Origin of the sequence: Staphylococcus microti (assembly GCF_000934465.1) — a bacterium.
Taxonomy (GTDB): Bacteria; Bacillota; Bacilli; order Staphylococcales; family Staphylococcaceae; genus Staphylococcus; species Staphylococcus microti.
Window position 1 is genome coordinate 1 of sequence record NZ_JXWY01000040.1, and the last position, 20,167, is coordinate 20,167.

16 protein-coding genes are annotated in these 20,167 nt (G+C 38.6%); 11 read left to right on the top strand and 5 right to left on the bottom strand.

The window, feature by feature from the left end; all coding sequences use genetic code 11:
* The first annotated feature begins 799 nt into the window (after nt 1-799).
* Nucleotides 800-2,821 carry a helix-turn-helix transcriptional regulator gene (locus tag TP70_RS06945; protein WP_044360574.1) on the top strand — a complete coding sequence of 674 codons (2,022 nt, stop codon included), beginning with the start codon at nt 800-802 and terminating at the stop codon, nt 2,819-2,821.
* Nucleotides 2,822-2,977: 156 nt separating this feature from the next.
* Here TP70_RS06945 and yjbH read toward each other — a convergent pair whose 3' ends face one another.
* From yjbH to TP70_RS06960, 3 genes are all read right to left on the bottom strand, one after another.
* Nucleotides 2,978-3,766: a protease adaptor protein YjbH gene (yjbH, locus tag TP70_RS06950; protein ID WP_044360575.1), complete on the bottom strand. Its 789-nt coding sequence runs from the start codon at nt 3,764-3,766 to the stop codon at nt 2,978-2,980.
* 16 nt (nt 3,767-3,782) lie between these two features.
* The gene (locus TP70_RS06955) at nt 3,783-4,154 is read right to left on the bottom strand and encodes a truncated hemoglobin YjbI (RefSeq protein WP_044360576.1); all 372 of its coding nucleotides are present in this window, start codon (nt 4,152-4,154) and stop codon (nt 3,783-3,785) included.
* A 199-nt stretch (nt 4,155-4,353) separates the two neighbouring features.
* Nucleotides 4,354-4,935 (bottom strand): CYTH domain-containing protein, encoded by a 582-nt coding sequence (locus tag TP70_RS06960; protein ID WP_044360577.1) that lies wholly within the window; start codon nt 4,933-4,935, stop codon nt 4,354-4,356.
* Between the two features lie 131 nt (nt 4,936-5,066).
* On the opposite strand from TP70_RS06960, the gene TP70_RS06965 reads away from it, so the two are divergent.
* From TP70_RS06965 to TP70_RS13050, 7 genes are all read left to right on the top strand, one after another.
* On the top strand, nt 5,067-5,414 hold the full coding sequence (locus tag TP70_RS06965) for a UPF0738 family protein (RefSeq protein ID WP_044360578.1): 348 nt from the start codon (nt 5,067-5,069) through the stop codon (nt 5,412-5,414).
* Between the two features lie 16 nt (nt 5,415-5,430).
* Entirely contained in the window at nt 5,431-6,072 is a 642-nt protein-coding gene (locus tag TP70_RS06970; RefSeq protein ID WP_044360579.1) for a GTP pyrophosphokinase, read from the top strand.
* A 2-nt stretch (nt 6,073-6,074) separates the two neighbouring features.
* Nucleotides 6,075-6,884: an NAD kinase gene (locus tag TP70_RS06975; protein WP_044360580.1), complete on the top strand. Its 810-nt coding sequence runs from the start codon at nt 6,075-6,077 to the stop codon at nt 6,882-6,884.
* The gene (locus tag TP70_RS06980) at nt 6,881-7,735 is read left to right on the top strand and encodes an RluA family pseudouridine synthase (protein ID WP_044360581.1); all 855 of its coding nucleotides are present in this window, start codon (nt 6,881-6,883) and stop codon (nt 7,733-7,735) included. Before TP70_RS06975 ends, TP70_RS06980 begins: the two co-directional genes overlap by 4 nt.
* A 22-nt stretch (nt 7,736-7,757) precedes the next feature.
* Nucleotides 7,758-9,143 (top strand): magnesium transporter, encoded by a 1,386-nt coding sequence (mgtE, locus tag TP70_RS06985; protein WP_044360582.1) that lies wholly within the window; start codon nt 7,758-7,760, stop codon nt 9,141-9,143.
* Between the two features lie 11 nt (nt 9,144-9,154).
* Nucleotides 9,155-10,987, top strand: a complete 1,833-nt coding sequence (locus TP70_RS06990) for a monovalent cation:proton antiporter family protein (RefSeq protein ID WP_044360583.1) — start codon at nt 9,155-9,157, stop codon at nt 10,985-10,987.
* A gap of 962 nt (nt 10,988-11,949) precedes the next feature.
* Entirely contained in the window at nt 11,950-14,766 is a 2,817-nt protein-coding gene (locus TP70_RS13050) for a YSIRK-type signal peptide-containing protein (protein ID WP_160149176.1), read from the top strand.
* 114 nt (nt 14,767-14,880) lie between these two features.
* On the opposite strand, the gene fabI is transcribed toward TP70_RS13050, so the two are convergent.
* Both fabI and cozEa read right to left on the bottom strand, forming a co-directional pair.
* Nucleotides 14,881-15,651: an enoyl-ACP reductase FabI gene (gene fabI / locus TP70_RS07000; RefSeq protein WP_044360584.1), complete on the bottom strand. Its 771-nt coding sequence runs from the start codon at nt 15,649-15,651 to the stop codon at nt 14,881-14,883.
* Nucleotides 15,652-15,771: 120 nt separating this feature from the next.
* Nucleotides 15,772-16,857 (bottom strand): lipoteichoic acid biosynthesis protein CozEa, encoded by a 1,086-nt coding sequence (cozEa, locus tag TP70_RS07005; RefSeq protein WP_044360585.1) that lies wholly within the window; start codon nt 16,855-16,857, stop codon nt 15,772-15,774.
* A gap of 320 nt (nt 16,858-17,177) precedes the next feature.
* On the opposite strand from cozEa, the gene TP70_RS07010 reads away from it, so the two are divergent.
* The 3 genes from TP70_RS07010 to TP70_RS07020 all read left to right on the top strand — a co-directional run bounded on the left by TP70_RS07010 (nt 17,178) and on the right by TP70_RS07020 (nt 20,141).
* The gene (locus TP70_RS07010; protein WP_044360586.1) at nt 17,178-18,758 is read left to right on the top strand and encodes an alanine/glycine:cation symporter family protein; all 1,581 of its coding nucleotides are present in this window, start codon (nt 17,178-17,180) and stop codon (nt 18,756-18,758) included.
* Between the two features lie 85 nt (nt 18,759-18,843).
* On the top strand, nt 18,844-19,581 hold the full coding sequence (locus TP70_RS07015; RefSeq protein WP_044360587.1) for an esterase family protein: 738 nt from the start codon (nt 18,844-18,846) through the stop codon (nt 19,579-19,581).
* Nucleotides 19,582-19,631: 50 nt separating this feature from the next.
* Nucleotides 19,632-20,141 (top strand): 2'-5' RNA ligase family protein, encoded by a 510-nt coding sequence (locus TP70_RS07020; RefSeq protein WP_044360588.1) that lies wholly within the window; start codon nt 19,632-19,634, stop codon nt 20,139-20,141.
* The last annotated feature ends 26 nt before the right edge of the window (nt 20,142-20,167 follow it).

The window sequence follows — 20,167 nt, forward strand, 5'->3', positions numbered from 1 at the left end:
TTTTTTTTTTTTTTTTTTTTTTGAAATAATATTTAAAACATTATTTACTTGTGTGTGTAGAAAGTGAGTAGAGATGAAAATATCGTATTCAGTTAAAAATATAGAAGACACATGAAATTGATAGGGGGATGAGTAACTGAAATGAGCGGTTTAGCTGGTGGATTCTGTGAAAGGATGTTTTACAACAAAAAAGAGGAGATGTTAATGAATGCATTGCGTTTCAAAAACATCCCCTTGTTGGTGTCAATATAACTATTTTTAGTTTTTCGTAAGTGTTGATAAGGTGAACATGTCAAAAGCATGTGTATTCATTGAACTTGGAAACTTATAAAACAGCTTGACCACAAAGCTTATTAGAAGACCATACAGTTGGAAATAGGTCTCTAATCGTTTTATAGCACATATTATTTTTAACAATGAAATGGCTAATTTAATTTATCACACAACGACACGTTACTTTATGAAAATAGTTATTTTGTATGACCTGAAATATCATACATGCTCATAGTAATTTTATCAAGTATTAAATAAGCATAGATGATAAAAGATTTGAGTCTAGGGTTTACAAAAAACTAAGCGTATGGTATTACTTATCAAACATCTCCTTTAATTTCAAAAAATAGTTTTGACAAAACAAATGCTTTTATATATATATTAAATTACACCGTCAGAATATTGTGTACATTGTTTTTACGTAATAAATATTACATAATGTAAATGTGTTAATACAAATTTTGACTTAGATTTGTATGTATCTTAATTTTTAAAAAATATATAATAAATGCGAGGAGGGCTCACGATGTTTCCAAAAGTTTATTATTTATCACAGCCGATGACACGGCCAATACGCTGTTTTGACAGTATGATACTTGTGCTCTCTTTGGAGAAAGAGATAACCATCAAAAAGGATGGACAAGTGTACAATGACGACTCGGTTTATTTAATCAACGAATCTGAATTGTACGAAATTCAAACGAAAGATGTTTTATTATTTTACATGCCGAGTGAACTGTTTAGCACACATAAAATTGACATTTTTGATCACCACTTCACGATTCAACACCACGATACACTCAAGTCCAATCTTATGACTTTGTTCAACTACTACCAACATCAAGAACACAACTCAGAACCCGCTCGAAAGCTACTCACTCAAGTGCTACAAGATATTACACGAACTCAGTCTCATATGAATGAATCATCAACGAGTACGTTAGACGGCATTGTCGACTACATACGTCAAAATATACAACAACGTATTACGCTAGAGATGTTGTCGAAAAAGTTTTATGTGTCTACGTCTCACATCTCGATGCTTTTTAAACAGCGCATGAATATGAACTTCCACGAGTATATGGCATCATTGAGAATTGCGAAATCAATGAAAGACATTTCAATACATGATAAGAAAATCAAAACCATTTCCAACATATGGAATTATCCAAGTCCAACGAATTATATTATTCATTTCAAAAAATATCTCGGTGTGACGCCTAAAAAATATAAAAGCTTATCTGTTCAAGCGAAAAACATTCCATTAGATACGCTGATTTCTGATTATGATGTACTTAAGAAAATTGAATTCGATATACCTGAGAAGAAAAAAGATATTTCTATCATGATTGACGATGCAAAAATTATTGAGCGCCCGTTTTCATATTTTAATCTGATTGATATTGGATCGTTTAGAAATATGGATATGATTATTAATGAACCGATTTTCCAATATAAAAACTTCTCGAATTACAAGCTGAAGTCTTATATTTATTTGAGTGAAGATATTGATTATCTCATGGAGGCTTATGAACAAGATGGCATTACAAAGTTAAGGAAACTGTTAAAAACGAAAGTGTCTATTGCGCTAAAACTACCGAATATAAGCAGTTATCAATTCATCGTCAAAGTGATTGAAGACTTACACTTTTTAGAGAGCGAACATTTGCCAAGTGTCAAAACGCATAGCAGTTTGTTGTTCTTATTAGACATAAACCAAATGCCAGCTTCAGACATCAAACAGATTAAGCATAATATCTACAACACACAAATTACAAAGGCAATCGATATAACTGATTTGTTTATTGCGTCAAAACCTCTTGATGATACGATATTAGCGCTACATCCAGACTTCTACACCATTGACTTCAAGAAAATTAAACAACACCAACAAGATACAGATCAATATGTGTCGTTCAAAGAGATGCAAGCTAAACTTTATCAATTTTTCTCGCAAAATGATGTTTCAAGAAAAGTGATATTTTTAAATTATGAAGTGTTTTACACGCCGTCAATTATTGAAAATAAAGGGCAATTTTTAGCAGAATCGTTGAAAAGTCGTCATTATTTGGCAGGGGCAACGATAGATTTCATTCAACATTCAATGACGCAACCGAGCATCTCAATTTTTGATAAAATCGAAAATAAAACGACATTTTACTTTTTAGGGATTATGATGTTAAACTTTTCGAAATATGCCTGCTACTACGGTGATCAACATGTGATTACACGTACACTACATGGCTATAACGTCCTTGTTTACAACACAGAAGATTACGCACAGAATTTTCACATTACACCACCTTCTAAATTCCAAGAAGATAATATATTAATTTCAACAGAGATTCTGAACAGTGAACATGGTGATGTGAATAGTATGATTGACCAGACAGTGACGGATAAAACGCATTTACCTGACTCGTTAAAACTCAAGTTGAGTCAATACAATAGTCCGCACATTAACGTGCAACAACATGACTTTAAAGAAGGGGCATATACGGTTACAATCGCACCGAAATCCATTGCGTTAATGACAATTTATATATAGCATTAGCAGGATAAAGCGGCATGGGGTAGAGCAGAGCGCTTGGGAGCGGGACAGAAAGTTTATTTTGCATGTAGTCTCGCCCCGTCAATTTACCCTTCTTTATCTTGAAACAACAAAACCCCCGACCTACGATGAATAGGTTAGGGGGTTTTTGAATTACATACGTGATCGCCAATATTCGCCTTCAAGGTGTTTCAGTTTTTCAACTTTTTGTTGTAAGGCAAGTTTTTTCAGCTCTTTGCGCAATGTGCGTTCTGGCCACTCATAAATTGTAAGTAGCTCTTCTTCTGTCACGAGCTGTTTTTGTTGAATGTAGTCGGCAAGCGTTGGTGGTAAGTTTTTCTCTATCGGCATACCAATCATTTCGTTAATAATATATGTGTAAATATGATACGGATACAATCCTTCAACTTTTAAGCCTTCTTCATGCACATCTTCGTTAAAAAAGACGAGAGAAGGTGCCATATCAATATCCATTTCTCGTGCGATATGCAAGTCAATTTTTAAACTGTCGCGCAGTTTACTGCTTTGAAGATCTTCTTTAAAGACGTCTAAATCCAGTCCTGCATTGACGATGCATTTCGTAATGATTTGTTCTGTTACGATGTCGCAATTTGGGATAATCTCATTTTGCAGCAAGTGCATAAAACGATGTGCACCGACACGTCCTTGCAGTTCGGCTGCTTTGAACACAAGCGCAATATTGTCACGATCAGATGTACTTTGTGCCTGGCACTTAGTGAGTACGCGCAAAGATGGATTCAGAATATGACGAATAGAGATATACTGTTGATATTCAATTCTTAACTTAGCTAAAATAGCGGATAATTTAAAGCTATCTTTGCAAAACGGATCAAAAAACGAATAAATTTCGATTTTGCTCACAGGAGAAAGGTCTGAATTATTATGATAACTATTCGAGATAACCTTCAATTCTTCCGTCATTGTGCTTCACCTTCAATTAGTTTTCTGTGTTAACCATATAGTTTGCAGTCAACCGCAGTCTTTCATACAAATAATCTCCCACACCATCTGGGAACTGTGCTGTTTGAATGGCAGTGTACATGTTTTCGAGCCAAGCATCTTTGGCATTATGATCAATGACAAAGGGCATATGGCGTCGTTTGAGCATAGGATGACCATGTTCTTGTGTATAAAGATCTGGCCCTCCTAAAAACTGTGTTAAAAATTGCTTTTGTTTCCGTGCTGTTTCAGCAAAATCACCGGGAAATAAATGATTAATGCGCGTGTCTTGTTCGACCAACGCATAAAAGTGATCTATCATACGGTACAAAGCTTCTGGACCGATTATTTCATAAGGCGTCTGTGTCATGCGTATCACCTTTTAATTTCATTATATATATAAATAATAACATGAATTTTTCCATTTCAAAGTAAAAACACTTACGGCTGCTTAGCATGATAGAAAAACAAATGCAAAAGCACAAAGGAACAACGAAAGTTATTATTTAATAAGCAAAGCGCCACAACCTATCTGTTATGACGCTTTAATATAGATGTATTACAAAGATTTAAGACATTTTTTGTCTTCGTTCAAAAAATCGTTGTACTTTGTTCAATGGGGCTTGATGTTCGAGTTCGTACGTTGCTAATATGTTTTTGAATGCGTGATAGCCGGTTTCATAGTCAGCGACTTCAAATTCCAATTCAAAGTCCTCTGCCCCTAAATATTCACTATGATCTAAGACGAGCAGACCGTCCGTTTGTGACGTCTCTAAGCGATGGGTTGTTAAACTGCCGAGTACGATAAGTTGTGACGTGTCAATATAATGTCGTCGTAGCACATCAATAATATCATTTGTGAGTACTGACTCTGGCATAGACGCATCTTGTTGTGGCGTATGTGTTGTCGAATGGTTATATTCAGTCAATCCGACTGCTGCCGGTACTTTCAATGTTATCTCATTCGGTTTGTCTTGTCGCACACGAATGCGTAGTGCCATTTTATGCTGCATGATTTGGAAGTCAGGTGTATCAATATAATAGTTTGTCTGTGTGAAAGGTTCTGAGTTAGGGAAGTACGTTTGTTTCATATCGTTGTACGTCTGTTGATCTAGTAATTGCTTGAATTCAATTTCTCGTTCTATCGCCATGAATGATCACTCCTTAACATTTATTATGCAGGACGGCGACACACATGAAAAGGAATTTATAATACTGACAATTGAACGATGAGCCGATATTAAATTTGTGTTAAACTATAACATGATAAGGAGGAGTACCTATGCGTATTTATGTCAATGAAATTAAAATCAAAGATGATCGTATTTTATGTTATACAGAAGAATCAACGGAAGGGTTTACGGATGCTGGGCAGATGATTGTCGATAGTGACAACTATGCATTTGTTTACCTTTTAGATGACGGCGCGGCGTTTTCATATTTGATTTTCGTACAAGAGACATGGTCGATGTTGCATGAACATCGTGACAAGAAGGTCATTGTTAACGACACGCTGGAATTAACGAGCTTCAAATCGGAGTTAGATTATTTACTGGATAACATTGTAGGGAATTCTAATTACGGCAAACCATTTGTAGAAGCCGTAGAACAAACGTTTGAACTAGTATGAAGCGGAGTGAGAAACTATGAACCAATGGGATATTTTTCTAGCACCTTATCGACAAGCTATTGATGAGTTGAAAGTGAAACTTAAAGGCTTGCGTAAACAATATGAAGTCACAGAACATCATTCACCGATTGAATTTGTGACGGGTCGTGTGAAACCGATTACGAGTATTATCGATAAGGCAAATAAAAGGGGGATTCCATTCGATTACTTAGCAGAAGAAATGTATGACATCGCAGGGTTACGCATGATGTGCCAATTTGTGGAAGACATTGACAAAGTGGTGGCTTTATTGCGTCAACGTGAAGATTTCAAAGTGGTTGAGGAACGTGATTATATTAGCAATACAAAACAAAGTGGTTACCGCTCATATCATGTGATTATCGCATATCCAATTGAGACGTTGAACGGTAAGAAAACCGTTCTTGCAGAAATTCAAATTCGTACGTTGGCGATGAATTTCTGGGCGACGATCGAACATACATTGCGCTATAAATATGATGGTGATTATCCGCCGGAAATTCAAAATCGACTTGAACGTGCAGCTGAAGCGGCATTTTTACTAGATGAAGAGATGTCGGAAATCAGAGATGAAATTCAAGAAGCACAAAAATATTATTCAAAAAAACGTGCGCATAAGCATGAAGACAGTGAGGTGTAGCGATGCGCTATGTCATCTTATCTAAAGGAGATGCCAAGTCAGAAGCACTGAAATATAAGATGATGCGACATATGCAAGACTTTAAGATGGTGGAAGATAAGGACAATCCTGAAATTGTCATATCTGTTGGTGGAGACGGTACGTTATTACAAGCGTTTCATCAATATAGTCATATGTTGTCACGCTGTGCATTTGTAGGGATACATACAGGGCATTTAGGTTTTTATGCCGATTGGTTACCACATGAAGTGGAAAAGCTTATTATCGAAATTCATAATTCGGAGTTCCAAGTGATTGAATATCCGCTGTTAGAAATTATCGTGCGTTACAACGATCAAGGATATGAAACACGTTACTTGGCGTTGAATGAAGCGACGATGAAGACGGAAGACGGGACGACACTTGTTGTGGATTTAGATATTCGTGGGCAACACTTCGAACGCTTCCGTGGCGACGGGCTTTGTATTTCCACACCGTCTGGCTCAACAGCCTATAATAAAGCGTTAGGTGGGGCGTTGATTCACCCATCTTTAGAAGCTATCCAAATTGCAGAAATCGCATCGATTAACAACCGCGTGTTCCGTACGGTCGGTTCACCGCTTGTATTGCCGAAACACCATACGTGTCACATTAAACCGGTCAATCATGATGTTATTTTAACGACGATTGATCATGTCAGCGTCAAACATAAAAATGTGAATGCGATTCAATACCGTGTTGCGAATGAAAAGATTCGTTTTGCGCGTTTTCGCCCATTCCCGTTCTGGAAACGTGTCCATGATTCCTTTATTTCAAGTGGTGACGATGCGTGATTTTTAATTATCGTATCACTGAAACAGAGACACTCAAACACTTTTTATATCGACAACGGTTTTCGAAAAAGACGATTAGCGCCATTAAACAAGATGGCGCTTTACTCGTTAATGATACACCTCGCACCGTGCGGCATTTGTTGCAACCGGGAGACGAGGTCATTGTCTGTCTACCTAAAGAACACCCGAGTCTATCATTGATACCGTATGCACAGCCACTGAATGTTTTATATGAAGATGACTGGCTACTCATTGTTGCAAAGCCAGCACATCAAAATAGCGCGCCTTCACGAGAACATCCACATGAGAGTTTGGTGGAACAAGCGCTCGCACATATGCAACGTCAAGAGGCATGCGGTATCCCGCATATCGTCACGCGTTTAGATAGACATACAATGGGAATAGTAGTGATAGCAAAATCACGCCATATCCACCATTTAATGACGTTGACATCAATCGATAAAATTTATGAATGCCTCTGTCAAGGGCGGATTGAAACAGCAGGTGTGATCGAAGCACCGATAGGACGTGCAAGCGATAGTATTATTAATCGTGTTGTGACGCCTGATGGCAAGTATGCGAAGACGGTATATGAACCGCTTGCGACGACAGAGACGTATACATGGTGTCGTGTCCGTTTGCTGACAGGGAGGACGCACCAGATACGGGTGCACTTTCAACATATTGGGCATGCGATTGTTGGAGATGGCTTATATGGTGAGTTACATGAACGTTATGAAACACAATTGTTAAAATGTGCAGAAGTCCATTTTACACACCCGATGACGGGAGAAGCGGTACGTGTTGTGTGTGAAACACCTGACTTTGGACAGCTGCTGAAAACATTGTAAATCAATATTGGAGGTGACGCATATGTCAATCGAAAATGAAATGTTAATACAAGATGATGAAGAAAAATACAATAAGCCACTACTAGATGACTTGATACATAAAGATGACATTGATGGCTTTCGTGAAGAATTCTTATCTATGCACGCATATGACCAAAGTGAATACTTTGAAGAAAGTGACGCAGATGTCCGTCAAAAAATGTATCAATATTTGTCACCTGAAGAAGTAGCGGATTTCTTTGAACATTTAGAGATAGACGAATCAGACTATGAAGACTTGTTTGAAGAGATGAATGCGACATATGCGAGTCATATTTTAGAACATATGTCATACGATAACGCCGTAGACATTTTGAATGAATTGTCTAAGCGTAAAGTGGCGAGCCTATTAATGTTAATGGATCGTGACGAAGCGCAAGAAATTAAAGCGTTATTACATTATGATGAAGATACAGCCGGCGGTATTATGACAACGGAATATATTTCGTTGACGATTAATACACCGGTACATGAAGCATTGATGCATGTAAAAGCACAAGCACCTGATGCAGAAACGATTTATATTATTTTTGTCGTGGACGAACAGAAAAAATTAGTCGGCGTTTTATCACTCAGAGACTTGATCATTGCTGAAAATGATACATATATTGAAGATATTATGAGTGAGCGTATTATCAGCGCGAATGTTGCTGATGACCAAGAAGACGTTGCGCAAATGATGCGTGACTATGACTTTATCGCAATACCGGTTGTCGACTATCAAAATCATTTGCTCGGGATTATCACAATTGATGATATCGTCGACGTTATCGATGAAGAGGCGAGTGAAGACTACTCTCGTTTAGCCGGGGTGTCAGATATCGACTCAACAGACGATACGATTTTCCAAACGGCAATGAAACGTTTGCCATGGCTGTTAATTTTAACTGTACTCGGTATGATTACAGCGTCTATTCTCGGTTCATTCGAGTCAACGCTTGAAAAAGTAGCGTTATTGGCTGCTTTTATTCCAATTATTAGTGGGATGTCTGGGAACTCTGGTACGCAATCACTTGCCGTTTCAGTGCGTAACATCTCTACAGGCGAAATTAATGAAAAAAGTAAGTTTAAACTAGCATTACGTGAATCTGGCAGTGGTTTTCTAACAGGTATTACTTGCGCAGTATCACTTTGTTTGATTATTATTATTATTTATCACCAACCGTTTCTTGCGTTAATTGTCGGTACGAGTTTGACAATTGCGATGACGGTAGGGACAACAATCGGCTCGGTTATACCTTTGTTTATGAATAAATTAGGGATTGACCCAGCAGTTGCGAGTGGACCATTTATTACAACAATTAATGATATTGTCAGTATGCTTATTTACTTTGGCTTAGCAACGTCATTTATGAATTATCTCATTTAAGGGGGGCACCTATGGAATTTGTGTCACTGGTAGTCGTCATTGTTGCGGCTTTATTAACGCCGATTATTATTAGTAAGTTAAACATCGCATTTTTACCCGTTGTCGTTGCAGAAATATTAATGGGGATTGTGATTGGTAATTCCTTTTTAAACCTCGTGCATCGTGATGATGTGCTGAATATTTTATCGACACTCGGCTTTATTTTCTTAATGTTTTTAAGTGGGCTAGAGATAGACTTCAACGCCTTTAAAAAAGATAAATCGAAAAAGAAACAAGATGAGGACGCAGGTCCAAGTCATTTAAAACTAGCGATTTATGTCTTTATGCTGATTATGATTCTATCTATCGGTCTCGCATATGGCATGAAATGGATTGGTTTAATTGATGATGTCTTGTTGATGGTCATCATTATTTCTACAATCTCACTCGGTGTTGTCGTACCAACGCTAAAAGAAATGAACATGATGCGTACCACAATCGGTCAGTTTATTTTACTTGTAGCGGTTCTTGCCGACTTAGGCACAATGTTGCTATTAACAGTTTACGGTGCAATTAACGCCTCTGGTGGCGGTACGATTTGGCTAATTGGTATATTAGTCGGTTTCACCATTCTGTTTTATTTCCTTGGTGGACTATTCAAAGGTGCATCCATCATTCATAAACTGATGGACGGGACAACGCAAATCGGTATTCGTGCTGTATTTGCGTTAATCATCTTATTAGTCGCATTGGCAGAAGGTGTCGGTGCCGAAAACATCCTCGGTGCATTTTTAGCCGGTGTTGTTGTGTCACTATTAGGACCTGAGCCAGACTTAGTCGAGAAGCTAGATTCCTTTGGCTACGGCTTCTTTATCCCAATCTTTTTCATTATGGTCGGTGTGGATTTAGACATTCCATCATTGATTAAAGAACCAATGCTATTAGCGATCATTCCAATCTTAATCATGACATTTATCGTGTCTAAACTGATACCGGTCATGTTGATTAGACGATGGTTTGATATGAAAACAACCATTGCGGCAGGCTTTTTATTAACATCAACATTATCGTTAGTCATTGCCGCAGCGAAAATCGCCGAAAGTTTGGGTACAATTAGTGAAGAAATTTCCGGCATTATGATCTTAAGTGCGGTTATTACATGTGTCTTCGTACCGATTGTGTTCAAGAAACTTATTCCAATTCCTGATGAAATGCAACGTACGATTAAAGTTGCAATGATTGGTAAAAACCAACTTTCCATTCCAATCGCACAAAACTTAAGTTCACAGCTGTATGACGTGACATTGTATTACCGCAAAGATTTAACCGATCATCGTACGTTATCAAATGATATTACGATGGTGGAAATTGCAGATTATGAATCGGAAATGTTAGAACGTCTCGGACTGTTCAATAGTGACATCGTCGTATGTTCAACGAATGATGATGACATTAACCGTAAAGTCGCTATCATGGCGAAAGATCAAGGTGTAGAACGTGTCATTTGTCGTCTTGAAACAAACGATGCAGACCAAGTACTACGCAATAAAAATATCGAGTTGTTCAGCAACTTCCAAAGTAATCAAATCTTACTGAAAGGTATGATTGAAACGCCAAACATGTTGAACTTATTGAGTAACGTGGAAACATCACTTTACGAAATCGGTATGTACAACTACGCATTCGATCAAATGCAATTGCGTAACTTCCCGTTTGGTGGCGATATTATTTTCGTACGTATTATTCGCAATAACGAATCAATCGTGCCACACGGCGATACACATCTACAATACGGTGACCGCCTCATCGTGACAGGTACGAAAGAATACGTTGATCAACTGAAAATTGAATTAGAAATGTTTTAACCCAAAAGGCTGACAGTTTTTCTGTCGGTCTTTTTTTGGATGAAATATTATATGTCATATCATTGTGCAGACGCCCTAAATTTTATGTGAGAGGCGGGGACAATCATGAGTGAAGAGGTAGGAAAAGCGTTGTAATATCAATAAAAGACAGTTAAAAAGTAATAAACGGACACTCAAAACATTTTTTCTCTCTAATTTTTAACTTATAAAAATGTTGAGTATTAATAAAAATAATCCTAATATATGAATAATCATTTTAGATTTTTGGCTTTTCAGGTCAGTTAAGGGGTATGAACTTTCAAGCATTTAACATCAAACTACCGCATATAAAGAGACGTTGGGTGTCTCTTTTCAAACATTTTCGAATGGAAACTTTTTCTAAAACACTTCTAGACCATTCAAACAACTATTTCAATTTTTCCGAGTATGACCATGTTTACGTAAATGATATGCCGACAACTTTGACACAACATATGGGCGCAAGCATTATTCGTTAGCAACTTTTATAAATGCTTTATAGCCGTCTCAGCTTTAACAAGTTAATAACAACGCATGAGACGGTTTTATGTATGTTGAACCTTCACATAACTGAACGATAAAGCCATAATCGAAAACGTTTATTTTGGGAGGGGATTTTTTGATTGAAAAATAAACATGATTAATATTGGAATTTTGTCAATCAATTAATAATTAAAAATGCTATTTAAATGTGTACAACAATTGTAGAAATAATGAATTTTTTGTGACGTGTATAGACAAATAAAAACTATTACTTTGAATTTACCATAACCACACAATATAATAATGTAATATAATTTTTTATTATTAAATGTTAATGCGCACAATTAATACCATATTTTTAGTATATGTTCATACAGATAATTGTGCACGATGATATTAATAAATGGGAGATAAGTGTGCTTTGAAATATGAAGCAAACTGAAACAAGAAGGGAAAGTAACATGAAATTTTATCAACAATATAACAGACAAAAACAGATTTTTAGTATTAGAAAATTTTCATTTGGTGCAGGATCCGTTGTTTTATCAACGTTATTATTTTTAGGTGCATCACAAACAGCGTCAGCAGCAGAAGAGGCAACAACGCCCGTAGCTGAGGATAACGTTGCATCAGCTGATAATGTGGCAGAAGATGTTGCACCGGTTGAAGATAACAGTGTTAGTGAACCTGCCGTGACAGACAATAATACAGAGTCACCAGAAGAAGTGGTAGCTGAAGAACCAACAGCAGTAGAAGAAGCGCCTGCATCAGTTGAAGAGGCACCGGCAGAAGACAATGCGAATGCCGAAGTGCCAGCAGTAGAAGAAAACACAGCTGAAGCCCCTGCAGTTGAGGAACCAGTGGCGGAAGCGGAACCGGTACCATCAGAAAATACAGCACCGGCAGTAGAAGTACCAAAGGACAATGTCCTTCAAGTCGGCGGTGGGGGTGTCGATGTGACACCGGGATATGCTCGTGTACAACCTGATGGCCGTATTAAATATGATTATCAAGTGTCTTTAAACCCAGTGTTATCAAATGATCACATTCAAACGGGAGGCACATTTAATATCACAATTCCTATTTTTGCAGAAAATGTGAAATTCACATTGATTGGGACACGTGAAGAAGAAACAACAGCACCGCATGATGTTGAGATGGAACTTGGTCAAATGACGTATGAGGAATACCAAGAAAACTATGATAAGTTCAGTAACATTCCGAGTTATGAGAAGTATTTGGAATTAAAAGCAAAAGGTGAAATACCTTTTTCAGTAGTAAAAAATAATGTGGGTCTTACTGATGATGGAAATGTTTGGCCAAATACAGGCGCGCAAACGTTAACAGGTCTTGTACAATCATACGCAGTGAATACAATCGTTAAGGGACCGGTTGGTATTAAAGTAGAATTTGATATTTCACGTGAGCAATATGAAAAAACACCATACCTTCCTTTAGATGCACGACTTGCATGGCGTAGTTTCTTTGAAGGTGAAGAAATCAGTGGATACGATAGTGGTTCGCAATCAATAGATGATGCGCGATATAGCTATGAACAAGGCATTGATTCTTCTTATTATTACGTTGAACATCCAGAAGAAATTAAAGAAGGTGACTTCGATAAAAACGGTCTTTATACGCAGCCTGACATCGGTGTAACGGGTTATACAGGCTCATGGGATACAATCGGAGACGATGTCACAAAAGGAAACTTTAATTATGTTGATGAGTATAACTTAACATCAAATGTTGCAATAACGTATTGGGCACCTGAAAAAGAAGACTTAGCAGATGTTGCAGTTGTAAGTGAATTAGTAGAATTACCAACACCACCAGATGAGTCAGATGCGGATGCTGACGCTGATGCCGACAGCGATTCCGACGCAGATAGCGATTCAGATGCCGACAGTGACTCCGACGCAGACAGCGATTCTGATGCAGATAGTGATTCGGATGCGGATAGTGACTCGGATGCCGATAGTGATTCCGACGCGGATAGCGATTCGGACTCTGACAGCGACTCGGATGCGGATAGTGATTCTGATGCGGATAGTGATTCTGATGCGGATAGCGACTCGGACGCCGACAGTGATTCCGATGCAGATAGCGACTCAGATGCAGATAGTGATTCGGATGCGGACAGTGACTCAGATGCAGATAGTGATTCGGATGCGGACAGTGACTCAGATGCGGATAGTGACTCAGATGCGGATAGTGACTCTGACGCCGACAGCGATTCCGACGCAGATAGTGACTCCGACGCAGATAGTGATTCAGACGCAGATAGTGACTCCGATGCAGATAGTGATTCGGACTCTGACAGCGATTCCGACGCGGATAGTGATTCCGATGCAGATAGCGACTCAGATGCCGATAGTGATTCAGATGCGGATAGCGACTCGGACGCAGACAGTGACTCCGACGCAGATAGCGACTCTGACTCAGATAGTGATTCGGACGCAGACAGCGACTCAGATGCGGACAGCGATTCTGACGCAGACAGCGACTCTGATGCAGATAGTGACTCGGACGCAGACAGCGACTCCGATGCGGATAGTGACTCGGACGCAGACAGTGATTCCGATGCAGATAGTGACTCGGATGCAGATAGCGATTCCGATGCAGATAGCGATTCAGATGCGGATAGTGATTCAGACGCAGACAGCGATTCTGATGCCGACAGCGATTCTGATGCGGACAGCGATTCAGATGCGGATAGTGACTCCGACGCAGATAGCGACTCCGACGCAGATAGCGATTCCGATGCGGACAGCGATTCAGATGCGGACAGCGACTCAGATGCAGATAGTGACTCGGATGCGGATAGTGACTCGGATGCGGATAGTGACTCCGACGCAGATAGCGATTCTGACTCAGACAGTGATTCCGACGCAGATAGCGATTCCGACGCAGATAGCGACTCGGATGCAGACAGTGACTCAGATGCGGATAGCGACTCAGATTCGGATAGTGATTCCGATGCAGATAGCGACTCGGACGCAGACAGTGATTCCGACGCGGATAGTGATTCTGACTCAGACAGCGATTCTGATGTAGAAGGCGATAATACTGACGAAGGTAAGCATTCAGATATGGCTAAAAAGTCATCTATGCATGATAAAAAACAAGTTGCGCCGTCTAATCAAACAGCGGATGCAGATGTGTTACCTGAAACAGGTGGAGAGAATGCAGCACAAACGACATTATTTGGTAGTTTGTTTGCCGGTTTAGGTGCAATGTTCTTATTCGGACGTCGTAAAAATAAAACTGAAAAATAATACAGTCTATAAAAATAAGCCATCTTTTCCTTTAACAAGGACGAGATGGCTTATTTGTCATATTAAAAAAGCAAGTCATGCCGATATACAACTTGCTTCATGATCATTTGATTTTTATCTTACCGCATGGAATCCTGCGTCTACGTGAATGTTTTCGCCTGTAACACCTGATGAGAAATCACTGAGTAAGTAGGCGGCAGTTTTTCCAACTTCTTCTTGGTCTACATTACGTTTTAAAGGTGCGCGTTCTTCAATTTCTTTTAAAATCGAAGTGAAGTTGCCAACGCCACGTGCACTTAATGTACGAATCGGACCGGCAGAAATCGAATTGACACGGATATTGTCTTGACCTAAGTCAGCTGCTAAGTATTTCACAGATGCTTCTAAGCTGGCTTTAGCAATTCCCATTACGTTATAGTTTGGTACCGCAAATTCACCACCAATGTAGCTTGAAGTGACGATACTACCTGATTCGTTCATAATTTTACGCGCTTCACGAGCGACAATTGTTAATGAATAAGAACTAATGTCTTGTGCGAGTAAAAAGCCTTCACGTGATGTGTCAGAATAGCGACCACGTAAATCTTCAACGTTTGCAAAGGCAATTGAATGAAAGACGCCGTCAATTTTTCCAATATCTTTACCAATTTGTTCAAAACCATTAATTACATCACTGTCACTTTGAACGTCTATTTGGTACACGTGTTTAGCGGGTTGATTCAATTGATCAATCAGTTTGTCTAACTCTTTAAAACTTCTTTCTTTGCGGTATGTAAAAACAAGTTTAGCGCCTAATTGATCTAGAACTTTTGCGACACCGAAACCGATGCTGCGTTTGTTGGCAATCCCCATAATTACGAATGTTTTGTTTTCTAAATTCATCACTGTTTTAAAGCTCCTTTATTAATAGTCAGTCTTATTACATCAATTTTAACATCTGGTACTAATTTAATACAATGAAAAAGCCACCGAACTGAAGTTGTCCGATGGCTAAACGTATGTCATTTAATCGTGTACGGTACTTTGCGCTTTATGCATAATTTGATGACGATATTTAAAGACGTTGCGAACAATCGTTTTTAATACGGCATAAAGTGGTACGGCTACTAAGATTAATACGAAGCCGCCTAAGCTACCTGAAGCTAAAATAACAACGATAATTGTGAGCGGGTGAATGTTTAATGATTTACCCATTACGTTCGGTGTAATGACATTGCCTTCAAGTTGTTGGGCAACAAGTGTTACAACACAAACCCAAATGAATGTCGTTGGACTTTGGATAATACCTAAAATGCCTGCAGGTAAGAATGCCATCCATGGTCCTAAGAACGGAATCATATTCGCAAAAATCGCAAACATCACAAGAAGTAATGTGTAGTCAAGACCGATAATCGTATAACCAAGGTATAAAATCGCACCTAAAATTAAGCTGACAGTAACTTGTCCTTGAATGTAAGACATTAATGTGTGGTTTAAATCTTTTAATAAGTTGACAACGAAAATTTTACGCTCGCCATTGAAGAAACGTGCAACGGCTGGAATAAAACGTTCGTGATCTTTCAACATGTAAATTAAGAAAAACGGTACTAAAATAAGTAAGAATAATGTTGAAATAAAGCTTGTTACGATGTTAAGTGAATTTGATAAAATGTCTGATGTCATCGTACCAAATTTAGAAATCATTTCATTAATTTTATTCGTTACTTCATTCGGCAATTTATCACGTTGATCTAATGCAAAGTTGATTAAATGTTGTGTTTCTCGTTGGAGATATGGCACTTGGTGAATTAAGTTTTCAATTTGTGTCGCAATTACTGGACCAACGACACCAACAATGGCGCCTCCAATGGCAGTTAAAGCTAACAAAATAATCGTAATGCTTGCCCATCTCGGTACATGTCGCTTTTCCATCATTTTTTGGAATGGCAAACATATATAAAATAGAAAACCACTTAATAATAGTGGGAGGAGGATCGATTGGATAATCACGATGATAGGTGTGAATATAAAATGAACCTCGATAAATAATTTAATTAATAAAAAAAGTAGCAAGAGCGCTACCCCAGAGCGAAACCATACCTTATTGGTCATCACTGTACCTCCTTTTATCTGAAACCATACTATACATTATAATTGAAAAGTAACAAGCATAAAAGATGAAAACTAAAATAAAAGGTTACAATCTAGTAATAAATCGACATCAATATGGCACATTTAGTGTGCGACATTTCGCTATAATATGATGATACCCAACAAATTTGAAAAGCACTTTTTTGACAGTAATCAAGCGTTATATAATGGCATACGATTAAAATTTAAGTTGCGCGGTAGAATTTTTATGTGTATACTTGTGTCAGATTTATCAGAAAATTTAGAGGGATGGATATTATAATTTTTATGGGGGTATGTCTATGGTTGAAACAATTGTAGGATGGCTGAATACAATCGTTTGGAGTAAGCCACTCGTATTCGGATTGTTATTCACCGGTGTTGCTTTTAGCTTAGTTACACGTTTTTTACAACTGAGGCATTTTAAAGAAATGATTCGTTTGATGTTCCAAGGCGAAAAGTCGCCAACAGGGATTTCAAGTTTCCAAGCGATTGCATTATCACTCGCAGGGCGTGTCGGAACAGGGAATATCGTCGGTGTGTCAACGGCCATTTTCATCGGTGGTCCAGGTGCAGTGTTTTGGATGTGGATTACAGCGTTTTTAGGTGCGGGTACCGCTTATGTTGAGTCGGCACTCGGTCAGATTTTCAAACGTGAAGAAGAAGGCGAGTATCGCGGGGGTCCAGCATATTACATTGAACAAGGGATTCAAGGTAAGTTTGGTAAAATTTATGCGATTGTGTTTGCGCTTGTAACGATCTTGTCAGTAGGTCTGTTACTACCGGGGGTTCAGTCTAACGCAATTGCAAGTTCGATGCATAACGCATTCGGTTTACCATCATGGATTATTGCGGTCGTATTGATTATTATTTTAGCGTTAATTATTTTCGGGGGCGTTAAATGGATTGCAACGGTTGCTACGGCAGTCGTACCTTTTATGGCAATCATCTACATATTAATGGCGATTGTAATTATTTGCTTGAACATTCAACAAGTTCCAGCACTTTTTGCATTGATTTTCAAGTCGGCATTCGGTATGGAAGCGGCATTCGGTGGAATCATCGGTGCAATGATTGAAATTGGTGTAAAACGTGGTTTGTATTCAAACGAAGCAGGTCAAGGGACAGGACCGCACGCAGCAGCGGCTGCAGAAGTGTCTCATCCAGCCAAACAAGGACTTGTACAAGCATTCTCTGTTTATGTCGATACACTTTTTGTTTGTACAGCGACAGCACTTATTATTTTAATTTCTGGAACGTACAATACAACAGATGGGACTACGACAGCAGACGGTTCGCCACGTCTCATTTATGATGCAGAAGTGTATGTGCAAAATGCGGACGGTACGAAAGATTATTCAGGTACTGCAATGTATGCACAAGCAGGTATTGATAAAGCACTTCAAGGATCAGGGTATCATTTTGATCCAATGTTTTCTGGTTTCGGTTCATACTTTATTGCGATTGCATTGTTCTTCTTCGCATTTACAACGATTTTAGCGTACTACTATATTGCGGAGACGAATGTCAGCTATATTACGAACCGTTTAGCTAAAAATCAATTTAAATTATGGCGTAATGTCATACGTGTTGTGTTAATTGCTGCATCAGGTTACGGTGCGATTAAAACAGCCGATGTCGCATGGGCAATGGGTGACCTAGGTGTAGGTATGATGGCATGGCTTAATATCATTGCGATCTGGATACTCTTTAAACCAGCCTTGCACTCTTTGAAAGACTTTGAAGCACAGAAAAAGAAAAATGGTACGGGTAAAACGGCGATTTATCAGCCTGATCCAGAGCTTGTACCGAACGCGACATTCTGGTTAGAAGATTATCCGAAACGTTTGCGTGAAGAAGGTATTGAGTTACCGAAAAAATAAAATAAGCATCGTAATGCATCATAAGTGAATATGGAAGGCGTCTCTTGATACAATAAAGTTAATTCGTATGAGGAGGCGCTTTTTTATGACAGATTTTGAAGTAGGTGTGGTCAACAGGACACAATTTACAAGTCAGCATTTGGCGCGTGACATTACACTATCAATTTACTTACCAGAAGATTATTCGCCGCTAGAAAATGCGAAAGTGGTGTTTTGTTTTGATGGCAGAGATTTTATGCGATTCGGGCAAATTCATCGCGTTTATGAGCGTTTGCGTCGACAAGGTGATGTGACACGGGCAATTTTTGTCGGATTTCATTATGAAAGTGTCACAAAGCGTCGTGTAGAGTTTCATCCACAAGGGGAAAAGTCAGCTCAGACCGTGCAAGCAGTCGTGCAAGAAATCTTTCCATGGATCGAGCGAACGTTTGCGACACACAAAATGGCAGAGGGGCGTGTGCTATTTGGCGATAGTCTCGCTGGTAGTATCGCATTGCTTACGGCCGTTTCGTATCCTCGCATTGTAAATCAAGTCGGCATGCTAAGTCCACATAGTGATGAAGTCGTAGAGCAATTATTTGAACGCTGTCAATTTCAAGAGGCGTTAAATATTTGGCATGTGATCGGTAAAGAAGAGTTGGACTTCAAATTGCCAACAAGTGGTAAACGTGCTGATTTTTTAACACCGAATCGTGCATTGCGTGATCGCATTCAAGCTTCGACGGCACATTATCATTATGAAGAACTTGACGGAGGTCATAATTGGAAAACGTGGCGTACAGTTCTGCCACAACTATTAAAATACTTTTTGAGTAACCAATAATCTGAAATTTTGCTATAATGGAAACTAACATAAACAAAGGAGGAATTTCAATGATTTTAGGATTAGCGCTAATTCCATCAAAGAGTTTTCAAGATGAGGTCAACGGTTATCGTAAACGTTATGATAAACAATATGTTAGAATCAAACCTCATGTCACAATTAAGAGTCAATTTGAAGTCAACGATGCAGACTTCGAGCAAGTGAAAGCAGAAATTGCAAAACGTGTAGAAGGCGCACAACCAGCAGAGATTCATGCGACAAAAGCTTCAAATTTTGCACCGACAACACATGTGATTTATTTTAAAGTTGAAAAGACAGATGCACTTGAAGATTTATTCAATCGTTTCAATGGCGAGGATTTCTACGGGGAAGCAGAACATCCATTTATTCCACACTTTACAATTGCACAAGGTTTAACAAGTCAAGAGTTTGAAGATATTTATGGTCAAGTACGCCTTGCAGGTATTGATCATAAAGAAACAATTAACCAATTATCATTGTTGCAGTTCGATGAAGCAGCAGATAAGTGGAAAGAAGTCGAAACATACCCATTGGGATAAAATAGAGCATAATAAAAACGCCTGAG

Excerpts from the sequence above, each read along its gene's own strand:
- TP70_RS13050 (WP_160149176.1), top strand. The coding sequence starts at position 11,950 with ATGAAATTTTATCAACAATATAACAGACAAAAACAGATTTTTAGTATT.
- TP70_RS07020 (WP_044360588.1), top strand. The coding sequence starts at position 19,632 with ATGATTTTAGGATTAGCGCTAATTCCATCAAAGAGTTTTCAAGATGAG.
- TP70_RS06990 (WP_044360583.1), top strand. The coding sequence starts at position 9,155 with ATGGAATTTGTGTCACTGGTAGTCGTCATTGTTGCGGCTTTATTAACG.
- TP70_RS06960 (WP_044360577.1), bottom strand. The coding sequence starts at position 4,935 with ATGGCGATAGAACGAGAAATTGAATTCAAGCAATTACTAGATCAACAG.
- cozEa (WP_044360585.1), bottom strand. The coding sequence starts at position 16,857 with ATGACCAATAAGGTATGGTTTCGCTCTGGGGTAGCGCTCTTGCTACTT.
- TP70_RS07010 (WP_044360586.1), top strand. The coding sequence starts at position 17,178 with ATGGTTGAAACAATTGTAGGATGGCTGAATACAATCGTTTGGAGTAAG.
- mgtE (WP_044360582.1), top strand. The coding sequence starts at position 7,758 with ATGTCAATCGAAAATGAAATGTTAATACAAGATGATGAAGAAAAATAC.
- TP70_RS07015 (WP_044360587.1), top strand. The coding sequence starts at position 18,844 with ATGACAGATTTTGAAGTAGGTGTGGTCAACAGGACACAATTTACAAGT.
- TP70_RS06965 (WP_044360578.1), top strand. The coding sequence starts at position 5,067 with ATGCGTATTTATGTCAATGAAATTAAAATCAAAGATGATCGTATTTTA.
- TP70_RS06945 (WP_044360574.1), top strand. The coding sequence starts at position 800 with ATGTTTCCAAAAGTTTATTATTTATCACAGCCGATGACACGGCCAATA.
- TP70_RS06970 (WP_044360579.1), top strand. The coding sequence starts at position 5,431 with ATGAACCAATGGGATATTTTTCTAGCACCTTATCGACAAGCTATTGAT.
- yjbH (WP_044360575.1), bottom strand. The coding sequence starts at position 3,766 with ATGACGGAAGAATTGAAGGTTATCTCGAATAGTTATCATAATAATTCA.
- TP70_RS06955 (WP_044360576.1), bottom strand. The coding sequence starts at position 4,154 with ATGACACAGACGCCTTATGAAATAATCGGTCCAGAAGCTTTGTACCGT.
- TP70_RS06975 (WP_044360580.1), top strand. The coding sequence starts at position 6,075 with ATGCGCTATGTCATCTTATCTAAAGGAGATGCCAAGTCAGAAGCACTG.